Source organism: Sphingomonas sp. (assembly GCF_031426035.1).
Lineage (GTDB): Bacteria > Pseudomonadota > Alphaproteobacteria > Sphingomonadales > Sphingomonadaceae > Sphingomicrobium.
Genome location: NZ_JANPKO010000075.1, coordinates 1 through 13,472 on the forward strand (window position 1 = coordinate 1; position 13,472 = coordinate 13,472).

Here is a 13,472-nt window from a genome sequence, read left to right on the forward strand (position 1 = left end):
GGTGTTTGCGGCGCTGCCCGCGAGCGGCACGCTCAGCGCCGCGGCGTTCCACGCCGGCACCGCGGCGGCCGACGCCGACCACCGCATCGTCTACGACAGCGCGACCGGGCGCATCTTCTACGACGCCGACGGCAATGGCGCCGGTGCGCAGATCCTGTTCGCCACCGTCGCCGCCGGCACAGCGCTGACCAACGGCGACTTCCTGCTGGTGCCGTAGGCGGAGGCGAAGTCCCTGGGGGTTACCAGGAGCGCAACGCGGCACTTTAGGCGGTCGCCGGGACGGCCCGCCAAGGCGAATCTACACGAGTTCAACGGAATGTGGGCCGGTCAGGCGGCGAGTTCGTCCTCGTCGCTCATCACCGGGCCCGAATCCTGGCCCTTGGCGGACACGTCACGGTCGACGAACTCGATGATCGAGATCGCCGCGGCGTCGGACAGGCGGATGCCGGCCTTGATGATGCGCGTGTAGCCGCCGCTCCGCTCGGCATAGCGCGGCGCCAGCGTGTCGAACAATTTGGCGAGCTGGGTGTCGTCCATCAGCCGCGCCTGGGCCAGGCGGCGATTGCTCAGCCCGCCTTTCTTGGCCAGCGTGACGAGCTTCTCGACGTAGGGCCGGAGCTCCTTCGCCTTGGCGGTAGTGGTGGTGATCTGCTCGTGCTTGATCAGCGCCGCCGACATGTTGCGGAACAAAGCCGCCCGGTGGCTCGACGTGCGCTGCAGTTTACGATGGCCAACGCGATGGCGCATGGTTTCTCTCCGTTCGTACGGGGACCGTATCAGGCATCCCCGGCCAGGCGGGCTTGATGGGAGCCGCCCTTGTCCCGTGACAAAATGAAAACAGCGGAGCATCGCGCTCCGCCGGACGCCGCTCCTCAAGCCGATGCGGCCGCCAAAGTCAAGGTTGGGTGGCGATCGGCAGGCAGCCGCGGCGGTCTCCAAAAAGAAACTCCCGGGCGAAGCTGGTGCCTCGCCCGGGAGATCTCTTGCCTTGGCCCCGAAGGGCCGTGGCGGCTAGCGCTTAGCCACGCTCACCGGCCGGCGGCGGCGGCGGCGGCGGCGGCGGAGCCGGGCACACTTCGGTCGCCAGGATCACCGTACCGTCCGGGCACGTCTGCGTCGCCGGAGGCGGCGGCGGAGGCGGCGGGGGCGGCGGCGGAGGCGGCGGCGGCGGCGGCGGCGGCGCGAAGTTGAAGATCAGGCTGGCGAGCAGCGAGTGCGACTTCCAGCGACCGTCGGCCTCGAACGGAACCGGACCGGTGTCCGATGCGAACTCGAGGTTGCCGGTGCGGAAGTAGCGATACTTCAAGCCGAGGTCGACGGTCGGGCTGATGGCGGTGCGGACACCGGCGATCAGCTGCCATGCGATGGTGTCCTCGCTGTCGCGGAAGCCAACGTCGGCAACGCCGTCGATGCCGACGCGATACTTAACGCGGGCCACGCCGAGACCGCCGCCGATATAGGCGCCGAAGCCTTCGTCGTCGCCGAAGTCGAACAGCAGATTGCCCATCGCCGACAGCACGCGGCCGCTGCCGCTGGCGTCGATGTCGTCAGCGTCGCCCAGCTCGAGGTTGGGCTCGGTGTCGATTTCGTCGATCCCGGCGCGCTTCCAGGCCACTTCGGCCTCGGCGCGGATCATGCCGAAATCATAGCCGCCGATGAGGTCGAGATCGATCCCCATCTTATGGTCGATCTGGAGCGCATCGTCGATCTCAAGGCCATTGGCGTCCCGATAATCGAGCTCCATGTCCTTGACCTTCATGAGGCCGCCCTCGACGCCCATATACCAGCTGTTGTCGCGAGCGGTGGCCGGAGCCGAGATCGCGATCGCAGCAACGGCGGTGAGTAAATACTTGTACATCTAATACCCCTTTCATGGCACTCGGCGGTCAAACGGAGCTATCGGGAAGATGTTGCAGTTTAATAGCCGCATCCCGCCAGTTTCCCGAAAACTGTTGCACGGATGCATCACAACTCGACCGAAAGGTCAAGCTTTCCGCCAAATTTTGGCATCGCGCACGGCCGTAGCGCAGGTCCGAATTTTTCGGATCCTGGCCTATCGCAGCCGATTTCGGGGTCGCTGCGCAGCTTGGGCGGATCGCCGTCCCGGCGGTGCCAGACCGCCGACCCCGGCGCCGGCGCGGAACTCCCGCTCAACTTTTGACGCGCCGGCGCGCGCGAGCGAACGCGGGCTGCGTGCGTGCGCGCGCTCGCACGCGAGGAGCGGGCAACCCGGCACGCGACGGTTGCGCCCCATCACGCGCGTTGTTAATCAGGGTTCGGAACATCAAAAGAGTTTAAGACTTTTGTCTTAGAGAACAGCCACCGAGGGCCTTGCCCGTCGCGGCGAATCTGCTAAGACCGGGTCCAGTTAGTAAAGGGAGCAGTCACGTGAAGGTTTCGAAAATTGTTCGCAATGGCATGGCAGGCGCGTTGATCGCCTTTCTTCCGCTTACCGCCTCTGTTGCGGCGACTCGGCCCAGCGCGGCGGTTCCGGTTGCCGGTTCGACGGCGATCGCTGCCCAGTCCGATGAAGATGGTGCCTTCGGCATTTCCTGGCCCGCTCTGGCGGTGATCGTGCTGACCCTCGCGGTCGCCATCTGGATCCTGCTCGACGACGACGGTGACGGCGAAGGTTCGCTCAGCCGCGGCTAAGCTCCAAGCAAATTGACGACATCAGCGCGTCCTTTCCCGCGGCAACGGCCCCGGGAAGGGGCGCGTTCGTCATTCCAGCCCTGCGCGATCGCCGCGACGGCAGCCGGAGCCGCCCCCAACCATCGCCCGCTGCGGCGCCGCCACGCGCGCGGGGCTTTCAAGCCAGGCCGATTCGGTTAAGGCGGGTGCCGGGCTGCTCGGCCCGCAGGTGGAATCAGTGAGCCAACAACCAACCATGAGCGGCCGTGACAATGCTCCCCAATCGATCGTGCGGTCCGGCCGGGGTCGCGCGCCGGGCGTGCTGCCCGCCGCTGCGCGGCCGGTGCTAGGCGAGGCGATGGCATGAGGCCGCGCACGGCCCGCCGCGAACCGGCCCCCATCAGGCGCCTGACCTATGCGCTGGGCGGGTTGCTGGTGGTTGCCATCCTGTTCGGCGGCGGCGGCGCCGAGGGGCCGTTCAACAACAGCGTGATTGCCGGCGCGTCCGCGCTTCTTTTATGCTTGTTCGGAGCGGCCCACGGCCTCGGCACGCGGCCGCTGCCACGGCAGGCGAGCGCGCCCCTGTGGGTGCTCGCCGCGCTCCTCCTGATCATCGTCCTCCAGCTGGTTCCGTTGCCCCCGGGGCTGTGGGGCGGCATGCCGGGCCACGACCTGGCGCGCGCCGCGCTCGAGCTGACCCCGAATCCGTCGGGCTGGCGGCCGCTCAGCCTCGATCCCGAAGCGACGCGGCGCGTGACGGCCGCGCTGTTGCTTCCGGCGGCGGTCGTCGTGGGCCTGCTCGGGGCGACCCGGCGGGAAGCGCTGGCGCTGGTCACGGTAGCGGTCGGGGCCACCGCCGCCAGTGCTTTCATCGGCGCGCTGCAGCTCATTCTCGGCAGCCCCGAGTGGTTGTCGTTCTACGACGGCGCCAGCTCCGGCACGGCCGCGGGCGTGTTCGCCAACGCCAACCACCAGGCCGCCTTGTTGCTTGCCGCCATGGTCCTGCTCGCTTTGCTGATCCGCACCGGGCGCCCGCATATCGAGGGCCGCAAGGTCGGGCTGCGGAGCGGCCTCCATGCCGGCTGGCTGGCGCTCCCGTTCCTGATCATCATCACCTTGTCGACCGCCTCGCGTGCGGGCACCGCCCTGCTCCTGCTGGCCGTGCCGGGCGTGCTGTTCATCGCGCTTGGCCGGCGCTCGCTGCTGCTGTGGCTGGGGGTCCTGGCGGGGGTGATCGCGCTGGTCGCGTTGATCGTCATGTTCAGCCCGAGCGGCAACGCGATGGCGATCGGGCAGAGCTTCGCGTTCGGGGAAGACGAGCGCTACGCGTTCCTCCCGGACGTCATTTTCACGCTTCGCCAAAATTGGCCGCTGGGCAGCGGGCTGGGGACGTTCGTGCCGGTGTTCGCGGTCAACGAGAACCTCGACATCGCGTCGGGTGGGTTCGTCAATCACGCCCACAATGACCTGCTCGAATGGCTGATCGAGACCGGGGTACTGGGGGCGCTGTGGCTGGCCGCGCTGATCGGCGGGATCGGCTGGCGGGTTGCGCGGGTCGTGACCCGCGGCGAACGGGCCCGCGACGGCCAAGTCGCGATCGTGCTGGCCGGTGCGTTCACCCTGGTCCTGCTCGCCCTGCACAGCATGATCGACTACCCGCTGCGAATGGCGGCCGTGGCGGCCGTGGCGGCACTCGCGCTGGGGCTGATCCTCGCGCCGCTGCCTGATTCGGTGTCGGTCGCGGCAAGGTCGCGGGACGCCGCGCCACGCTGGCCGCTGGCGGTGGCCTCGGTGCTCGGGGTGCTGATCGCCGCGCAGGTGGTCCGGATGGGCCTCGCCCAGGGCGCGGTGCGACAGGGCAACGGCATGCTCAGCGCAGCAATCCGGCCGCAAAACGCCGGCGGGCTCGCGCTTGCCGCGGAAGCCAGGCTCGCGGTCCGCCAACCGGCCAAGGCCCGGCAGCTCGCCTATGCCGCACTCGAGCGCGCCCCGTTGACCGTGCGCGCGGCGCGGGTGCTGGCACTGGCGGACAACGATCCGCAGGCCGCCGGGCGTGCCTGGCAGACCGCCAGCGCGATGGGCTGGCGCGATGGCCCGACCCAATTCTGGGCGATGCAACAGGCCCTTGCCAACGGTCAGCTCGAGGTCGCCGCGGTGCGCGCCGATGCCTTCCTGCGCACGCGTGGCCGGGCCGGCGTAAAATATGTCAGCTTCATCCGGTCCGCGGCGACCGATCCCGGTTTCCGCCGCGAGCTGGTCGAGCGGATGATGCTTGGCCCGAGCTGGCGCAGGCCGTTCCTGACGCTTCACCCCAACGCGGTTGAGCGCGACGTCGACGGCACCCATGCGGTCCTGCGCGATCTTGTCGCGACTCCCCACAAGCCGACCCGCGGCGAGGCGCGGTCGACGATCCAGCGGTTGATCCAGCGCGGCGCCTACCGCAGTGCCCTCGACCTCTACGGGGCCGTGCGCGCCGGCCGGTTCGGCGCCGCGATCCCGTTCGACGATGGTGGCTTCGACCGGCCGATCGAAGATTATCGGCTCGATTCTTCGCCGTTCGACTGGACGTTCGTCGCGCCGACCGGGACCACGGCGACGATCGAGGAGGGCACCAGCCGCGCGCTATTGCTCGAAACCGACGGCGATGCCGCTTACACGCTGGTCACCCGCCATGTCGCATTGGCGCAGGGCGATTATGTGCTGCAGTTCCGGGTGCGCGGTGCGGGCGAGGCGCCGGAGGCGTTCGGTCTGTCGGTGCAATGCGTCAAGCGCGGCCCGCCGCTCGCCACCAGCACGGCCGACCCGCTGCGCGGATCCGGTTTCGAGCAACGCCAGTTACGCTTCTCGGTCGCCGCCGATTGTCCGCTGATCCTGTTGACTTTTAACGCCCGTCCAGTCGGGCGTCCGGCCCAGATCGAGTTCGACGGGGTCACGCTGAAGCGGCTTTGAATCGCGCTGGCTGGCGCTCAAACCTTGAAAATGATGAGGATTTCCTGTTGAAGCCGGTGTCTGACAGCGCGCGCCTTGGTTGCCTGTCGCAAAACCTCTCTGATTGGGGACCGTCAGTGTCTAAGTTCATCCTCCCTGCGTTCGCCGTGATGCTGCTGTGCGGCTGCGGTTCAAGCGTTCAGCTCGATCGCAATTCGACCGCGGTGCGGGTCGCGGATTCGCTGCCGGCACCGGACTCGCCCGAAGTCGCCGTCGATGTCTCGGCCTATCGCATCGGGCCGACCGACCAGATCGCGATTTCGGTATTCGGCGCTCCCGAGCTCGACCGCGAGGGAGCGGTCGACGCCGCCGGCAATTTCGCGCTTCCCCTCGCCGGCAGCATCGCTGCCGCGGGCAAGACCCCGCAGCAGCTCGCCACCGACATTGAGGAAAAGTTGCGCGGCCGATACCTCAAGGACCCCAAGGTCGCGGTCAACATCAAGGAAGCCAGGTCGCAGATGGTGACCGTCGATGGCGAGGTGAAGCAGCCGGGTATCTATCCGGTGGTCGGGCGGATGTCGCTGCAACAGGCGGTGGCCACCGCCAAGGGCGCGTCGGCCGCCGCCAACATCGGCAACGTGATCGTGTTCCGTACCGTCAACGGCCAGAAGATGGCGGCGATGTTCAACCTCAAGGACATCCGCTCCGGCCGCTATGAAGATCCGCAGATTTACGGCAATGACATCGTCGTCGTCGGCGATAGTGCGACGCGGCGCTTCCTGCAGGATGCCTCGATGGCGATGCCGCTGCTCGCCCGCTTTGTCCCCGTTCTCTAGGAAAACGCTCTCGTGACAGAATTTCCCGCCGCTCGTCCGCAAGGTCACGCCCTGGCCCCGTGGAGCCAGCAGCAAACCCCCGCTCTCTTCCCCGGCGAACTGGGCGTGCCCGAGGTCGAGGTCGAATCGGTTATCCGCCATTACTGGCGGATGTTTTACCGCCAGCGCTGGATCGTGCTGGCGATCGTCGCTGCCTGCCTCGCGCTGGCGGTGCTGGCGAGCATGCTGACCCAGCGCCAGTATACCGCCAAGGCGCGGATCCAGGTCGCCCGCGAGGCGGCCAAGGTGATCAACATCGAGGGGGTCGAGGACGAGCAGGGCTCGGGCCTCAACGCCGAATTCTACCAGACCCAATATGCGCTGCTGATGAGCCGCTCGTTGTCGGAGGCGGTGGTGCGCTCGTTGGGGCTGGCCGACAATTACCTCTATCTCGCGAATTACGACGCCGGCGAAGTCGAGGAAATGAAGCAGCTGCGGCGCGAACGCCGGTTCGCGCTGGCGACGGAAATGGTCAATGACAACACGATTGTCACGCCGGTCCGCGGGTCGAGCATCGTCGACGTCGGGTTCGAGGCGCCGAATCCGGTGATGGCGGCGACCATCGCCAACGAAATATCCGAGAATTTCATCGAAACCAATTTGGGCCGCCGCTTCGAGGCGACGGCCTATGCTCGCCAGTTTCTTCAGAACCGGTTGAACGCCGTGCGCGCCAAGCTCGAGCAGTCGGAACGCCGGGCGACCGAATACGCCCGCGCCCAGGGCCTCATCCGCATCGCGTCGCAGACCGAGAGCGGCCAGATGTCGAGCGAGCAATCGCTGGCCTCGGCCGACCTTGCCCAATTGAGTTCGCAGCTGGCGCTGGCCCGCGCCGTTCGCGAGCGCGCCGAAGCCGACTACCGCGCCAACAGCGGCGGCATCGCGGCCGGTAACTCGCTGACCAACGACGCGGTCAACCAGCTGCGCGGCCAACGCGCCCAGCTGACCGCCGAGCTGCGGAAGCTCCAAAGCGATTTCGGTCCCGATTACCCGCGGGTCAAGGCGCTCCAGGCCCAGGTCACGGAGCTCAACAGCCAGATTGCCGGCGAGCAGGGCGTGGTGACGTCGGGCGTCGCCCGCGACCTGCGCGACAAGTTCCGCCAGGCGCTCGCGGCCGAGCAGGGCATCCAGTCGCGCGTCAACGGGCTCAAGACCGCGGTGCTCGACCAGCAACAGCGCTCGATCCAGTTCAACATCATCCAGCGAGACGTCGATACCAACCGCGCGCTCTATGACGCGCTGCTCCAGCGTTTCAAGGAGATCGGCGTGGCCGGGGGGGTCGGCACCAACAACGTCTCGATCGTCGACCGCGCCCTGCCGCCGGAGCAGCCGTCGTCGCCCAATCTCCCGCTCAACCTCGCGCTCGGCCTGATCATCGGCTTGGTGCTCGGCGGCGGCGCCGCTTTCGTCCTCGAGCAGCTTGCCGAATCCGTGATCCTGCCGGCGGAGTTCCAGCGCAAGCTCGGCATTCCGCTGCTCGGCTCGACCCCGGCGACCAAGGGGGTGGTTGGCGAGAAGCTCCTCGAAAGCCAGTCGGAGCTGTCCGAGGCCTATTTCTCGGTCCTCACCGCGGTCCAGTTCTCGACCTCCAAGGGAGCGCCGCGGACGATCTCGGTCACCAGCTCCCAGGCCGGCGAAGGCAAGTCGACCACCGCCATGGCGCTAGCCCGCGGGCTGGCCAGTGTTGGCGCGCGGGTCCTCATGATCGACGCCGACATGCGCAACCCGTCGGTCCACCGCCAGCTCGGGCTGCCGCTGGGCCGCGGCCTCAGCGACCTCTTGACCGGCCACGCCGGGCTCCACGAGATGCTCCACACCACCGACGTCAAGGGCCTCAGCATCCTGCTCGCCGGGCCGGTGCCGCCCAACCCCGCCGAGCTGCTTGCCGGCGACGCCATGGCGCGCGCGATCAAGGAAGCCGCCGAGCAGTTCGACCATGTCGTGATCGACAGCCCGCCGGTGCTCGGCCTGGCCGACGCGCCGCTGATCGCGCGGGCCACCGAAGGCACCATCTTCGTCGTCGAATCGGGGCGCACCCGGTCGAGCCAGGCGCGCCAGGCGGTCGAGCGCCTGCTCGCCGTCCGCGCGCATGTGCTCGGCGCGGTGCTGACCAAGCTCGACAGCCGCCGCTCGGGCTACGGCTACGGCTATGGCTACAACTACCAGTACGGTAACGCGTGATCCGCCAGGCGACTGTTGTGAAGCGTAACTCCCACAGCCTGATCCTGCGCCTGGTCGCTTTGCCGCGGGTGGTGCGCAAAGCGATGGTGGTGACCCTCGACCTCGTGCTGTGCGCGGCGGTGGTGCCGATCGCGTTCTGGCTGCGGCTTGGCTACTGGCAGTTCGAAACCGTCCCGGTGCTGATCTTCACCGGGATTGCGCTGGCCACCTGGGTCGCCGCGGCGCTGGCCACTCGTACCTATCGCGCGGTGGTGCGCTTCTCCGGCCGCCACACCATCCTTGTGCTGATGCGCGCCTGCGCCCTACTCGCCGCGGTGCTGGCGGTGATCCTGCTCTCGCTGCGCATCGAGAACGTCCCGCGCACGCTGTCGGTGATCCATCCGCTGGTGCTGTTCCTCGCCATCTCTGCCCAGCGCATGCTGCTCGCCCAGCTGATCATGGGTGCCGTGCACGGCCCGCGGCGGCTGGCCGAACGCAAGCGCGTCCTGATCTACGGCGCGGGCTCCGGGGGGCAGCAGCTCGCCGCCTCGATGCGCCAGGAGCCCGGGCTGACCGTGGTCGGCTTCGTCGACGCCAACGAGAGCCTGCGCAAGCACCTCATCGAAGGCAAGATGATCTGGCACACCAGCGAGCTCGAGCTGGTGCTGGCGATGGAGGAAGTCGACGAGGTGTTCCTCGCGATTCCCTCGGCCCGCCGCTCGGTGCGCCGCGCGATCGTCGAGCGCATCCGCCACGCCAACAGCAAGATCCGCGTGCGCCTCCTGCCGACCCTGTCGCAGATCGCCTTCGGCCGCGTCTCCATCAGCGACTTGCGCGAAGTGCAGATCGAGGAGCTGCTGGGCCGCGACGAAGTCCCGCCCGACCCCGATTTGATGGCGCGCAACGTCGCCGGCCGGGTCGTGCTGGTGACCGGCGCCGGCGGCTCGATCGGCAGCGAACTATGCCGCCAGATCATCCGCCAGGGCCCAAGCGAGCTGATCCTCGCCGAGCAGTCCGAGCATGCGTTGTACCTGATCGACTCCGAGCTGCGCGAGATGTGCGCGCGCGAAGGCCTTGCCGTCGCGCTGCGCGCCGAGCTGCTCAACGTCGCCGCGCCCAGCCAGTGCGAACGGCTGCTCGTGCGCTGCCGCCCGGATACGGTCTACCACGCCGCCGCCTACAAGCATGTCCCGCTGGTCGAGGGAAACCCGATCTCGGGCATCCGCAATAACGTGTTCGGCACGCTCTATGCCAGCCTCGCCGCGGAAAAGGCCGGAGCGAGCAAGTTCATCCTCGTCAGCACCGACAAGGCGGTCCGCCCGACCAACATCATGGGCGCCTCGAAGCGGGTGTGCGAGCTCATCGTTCAGGCCCGTTCCAAGCAGCAGTCCCAGACCAGCTACTCGAGCGTGCGCTTCGGCAACGTGCTCGGCTCGAGCGGCTCGGTGATCCCGCGCTTCCGCGAGCAGATCGCCGCCGGCGGGCCGGTCACGGTCACCCACCATGAGGCGACGCGCTACTTCATGACCATCCCCGAGGCGTCGCAGCTGGTGATCCAGGCCGGCGCCCTGGCGGGGGAGGGCGAGGTGCTGCTGCTCGACATGGGCCAGCCGGTGCGCATCGTCGATTTGGCGCGCGCGATGATCGAGCTGTCGGGGCTGAGCGTGGCCGACGACGACAACCCCGACGGCGACATCCTGCTCGAGGTGACCGGGCTCAGGCCGGGCGAGAAGATGGTCGAGGAACTGCTGATCGGCGCCGATTTCGAAGGGACCGCCCACCCGCGCATCATCAAAGCGCGCGAGAAGATGATCGAATGGGACCGGCTCGAGCCGCAACTGGCGGGGCTCGCCGCCTTCCTCGACGAGGCGGATGTTGCGCGCACGCTGGCAGCGCTCAAGCGGCTTGTTCCGGAATATGCTCCGCCGGAAGTGGCCACGGCCGACGCCAACCCGCCTGCGGCCGCAGGGGTGGTGCCGCTCCACGTCGTGCGCGGCTAGAGCGGGCCGTTCTCGGTGCCGGGCCGCGGAAAGTCTCGACCACCGATGTGAACTGTCATAGCGTGACCCAACCCCTGGCCGGCAGACCCTCACCAACAATGGCAATATGGTAGTTCAGCGGCGCGACGTGCTCCGGATTGGTGCAGCCACCGCGGCAAATACGTGGGGCCGGCTGGCCGCGACACGGGTTCAGGTCGGCCAGGACGGCGCGGCGAGCGGCGCCCAGGAAGTCGTTCTGGTAGGCCGCAAGGGGCAGCCGCGATCCGAGTTCAGGGAATTGGTCAACGCGCAGGCCTATGGCCTCGCCGGGGACAATGTCCGTGACGATACGGCGGCGGCGCAAGCGGCGATCAACGCGGCGGGTGAATTTGGAGCGATCTATTTTCCCAAGCCTGGCATTTCCTACAGGGTTTCGACCCTGCGCCTGTTGAACGGACAGACGATCATCGGTTGCGGGCAGTTCGGTTCGGCGGCCACGGAATTCCAGTTTACCGGAAATGGCACGAGCCCGGTCTTCCAGCTCGGGGACGGCACCGGCGCGAAGCGCCAAATGACCCTGCTCGACCTGTCAGTGCGCAATAACGGCGCCCCCTGCATCAACATTTCGTCTGCGCCCAATGCCATCGTCCAGCGCGTGCGGGCCGGTTCGACGGGGGCCAGCACGCTGGTCGCCCGCGCTGCTTACCGCTTCGTCGTTCGTGATTGCTCGATCAACGCCTCGGGGGTCGGCGTCACCGCCATCGATCTTCTCGATAACATGAACGGCACGACGATCGAGAATGTCACCTGCTCAGGCGGGCGAGGCGGCCGGGCAATCCGGGTCGGGTACGCGGCGGGCCTGCGGATTATCTCCAACATCATCGAAAGCTCGCTCGACGGGATCTGGGTGGGTGCGACCTCTGACCCCGGAGATGGCAATTGCAACGGCGTCACCATTGAGAACAATTACATCGAACAATCCCGCACTCCGCTTAAGCTCGGAACACGGTTCACTCTGCTTGGGCTAACCTGCAGAAGCAACTTCATCTCCAACAACAACAGGAATATTGTTGCCGCACGAGAAGCAGCGATTCAATTCGGTCGCATCAGGGGCGGCGTTATCTCCGACAACTCGATTTACGTTGCTGCAAACGAGGATCTATTCTGGATTTTCTTGGAGGTTGCTTCCGGGGGGTATGACAATTTGACGGTGGCCCGCAATGCCGTCGTCGGCACGCCGGGAAGCGTCTACCAGTTCAAGGGCGCGTTCGCGGCCAACGCCAGTGTGAAGTCCACGGTCGGAGGGCAGTGCAATTTCGACTTCATGGGCGCCGGCGACCCGATCGGCACCGACCATGTCCAGGAGTGGATATCACCGCCGATCGACGCCGCCGTTTCATCGCCCACGCAAACCTGGCTTGAGGCAAAGAGGATCGCGATGGGCGGCAAGATCAAGTCGATCGACATCATCGACGCCAACCGCGGGGTCTACACCAACTGTCAATTGGCGATTGGCCGAACCGCCGCGGCCGGGGAAAACGTCCATGTCACGAACCTGGACAGCTTGAAGTTCACACGCGGCGTTGCTCCAGTGCCGTTGGCGATGGACCCCATTTTCGTGGGCTCTGACCGCACCTACCGGGTGATAACCGCCGCCGGGGTGACGGCCAGGTTTCGCATCCGCATCCGCTACCGCGCGAATTGAGGGCCGGATCATTCGCCGCGACCCGTCCCTCCCGATCAGGCAAGGCAATCAAGAACGGTCTGCAACCATGAAGCTGGGCACGAGTCGCGCTGAGGGTTTTTGCATCCGACGACCAGAACACGGAGCAGTTTTTTGATATCTCACTATTTCTATAATCTTGCGTCTATAGCACTTCTGCCGTCGCTGAAGCGGTGGATGTTCTTGTTTATCCTGGTTTCATACCCGCTGTTCCTGCTTTATCTTCCAGATACCGGATATGATTTCCAATACTATGAGCAAGCTTTCGACGGGGTATATTACGACCCTACGGCGGACCTGTGGTTTCGCTCGACATCTACTCTGACGGCTGAGCCGGCATGGTTCACCTATACCGGCCTGATGCGCTATCTGACGGACGATTTCAGGGTATTCCTGGTCCTGAACTTCTTTCTGTCCATCTCGCTGATGTACGTAAGCTTTAAAAAGCTCGACATCGACCCGGAGATGCGGGCGGCGATGCTGGTGATGATGGTGCCGGTCATCTTTCCGACCGTAATGTTCTGGTCGCCAAGATCGTCTATCTCGTTGGCCTTGGTCTACTTTGGAGTGTCGCTGCTACACAACCGTAAAACAATAATAGGTGTGCTGGTTCTGCTTTTGGCCGGCAGTATACACTCGCAATATCTTCCGTTCGTTCTCCTAGTCGCTGTGTTCTACGTTGGCCAGCAAGTCCTGCCATTCCTAAACCGGTTCGCAATCACAGTCATCGGGCTGTCTATTCTGACACTGACGATCTTCGCCTCGCAGTATATTCTGCCCTACCTGACCGTGTTGCCCTCGTCGGTCATTATCACCTCAAAGCTTAACTACCTCGACGTCCAGGAGCAGGGGATCCGCTTCAGCGGCTTTATGTCGCTCCTTGTCTATCCTGTTTTGCTGATCCTGTTCCGCAAGAAGCTTGCCGAAAGGCGCGAGTTCCCGCTGCTGGTGTTGATGGTGATCTTCAGTTTCGTCATCAATCTGATTTTTTTCGCGTCTCCCCACGTTGCCGGGCGGATTTCCCGCGCGGCCGACTACTTCCTGTTCTGTTATCTCGGCGCCTACGTCGTCAGGACCTACCCGGCCGCCGGGTTGGTCGGCGTCGCGCTTCTGTTTGCCGCTTTGCCCCTGGTCTACACGGGGCTGTACGATCTCAATTGGTTCTGAGCAGGGGCCGGC

Annotated in this window: 9 protein-coding genes and 1 pseudogene; 8 read left to right on the forward strand and 2 right to left on the reverse strand. The window is 66.1% G+C overall.

Features of this window, described 5'->3' with window-relative positions; translation table 11 throughout:
• A pseudogene (locus RMP08_RS04615) lies at positions 1-217 on the forward strand (hypothetical protein); the annotation flags it as partial.
• A gap of 110 nt (positions 218-327) precedes the next feature.
• Here RMP08_RS04615 and rplQ read toward each other — a convergent pair.
• Positions 328-747: a 50S ribosomal protein L17 gene (gene rplQ, locus RMP08_RS04620; RefSeq protein ID WP_310467816.1), complete on the reverse strand. Its 420-nt coding sequence runs from the start codon at positions 745-747 to the stop codon at positions 328-330.
• A gap of 271 nt (positions 748-1,018) precedes the next feature.
• The gene (locus tag RMP08_RS04625; RefSeq protein ID WP_310467817.1) at positions 1,019-1,858 is read right to left on the reverse strand and encodes an outer membrane beta-barrel protein; all 840 of its coding nucleotides are present in this window, start codon (positions 1,856-1,858) and stop codon (positions 1,019-1,021) included.
• Positions 1,859-2,388: 530 nt separating this feature from the next.
• On the opposite strand from RMP08_RS04625, the gene RMP08_RS04630 reads away from it, so the two are divergent.
• The 7 genes from RMP08_RS04630 (at position 2,389) to RMP08_RS04660 (ending at position 13,460) form a co-directional block, all read left to right on the forward strand.
• Positions 2,389-2,652, forward strand: coding sequence for a hypothetical protein (locus RMP08_RS04630; RefSeq protein ID WP_310467818.1), 264 nt, complete (start codon positions 2,389-2,391; stop codon positions 2,650-2,652).
• Between the two features lie 342 nt (positions 2,653-2,994).
• Complete coding sequence (locus tag RMP08_RS04635) at positions 2,995-5,580, forward strand: O-antigen ligase family protein (RefSeq protein WP_310467819.1); 2,586 nt, start codon at positions 2,995-2,997, stop codon at positions 5,578-5,580.
• Between the two features lie 116 nt (positions 5,581-5,696).
• Complete coding sequence (locus RMP08_RS04640) at positions 5,697-6,395, forward strand: polysaccharide biosynthesis/export family protein (protein WP_310467820.1); 699 nt, start codon at positions 5,697-5,699, stop codon at positions 6,393-6,395.
• A gap of 12 nt (positions 6,396-6,407) precedes the next feature.
• Entirely contained in the window at positions 6,408-8,612 is a 2,205-nt protein-coding gene (locus tag RMP08_RS04645; protein ID WP_310467821.1) for a polysaccharide biosynthesis tyrosine autokinase, read from the forward strand.
• A gap of 17 nt (positions 8,613-8,629) precedes the next feature.
• Positions 8,630-10,591: a nucleoside-diphosphate sugar epimerase/dehydratase gene (locus RMP08_RS04650; protein ID WP_310467823.1), complete on the forward strand. Its 1,962-nt coding sequence runs from the start codon at positions 8,630-8,632 to the stop codon at positions 10,589-10,591.
• A gap of 106 nt (positions 10,592-10,697) precedes the next feature.
• On the forward strand, positions 10,698-12,275 hold the full coding sequence (locus tag RMP08_RS04655) for a glycosyl hydrolase family 28-related protein (protein WP_310467824.1): 1,578 nt from the start codon (positions 10,698-10,700) through the stop codon (positions 12,273-12,275).
• Between the two features lie 201 nt (positions 12,276-12,476).
• Positions 12,477-13,460, forward strand: coding sequence for an EpsG family protein (locus tag RMP08_RS04660; protein ID WP_310467825.1), 984 nt, complete (start codon positions 12,477-12,479; stop codon positions 13,458-13,460).
• The last annotated feature ends 12 nt before the right edge of the window (positions 13,461-13,472 follow it).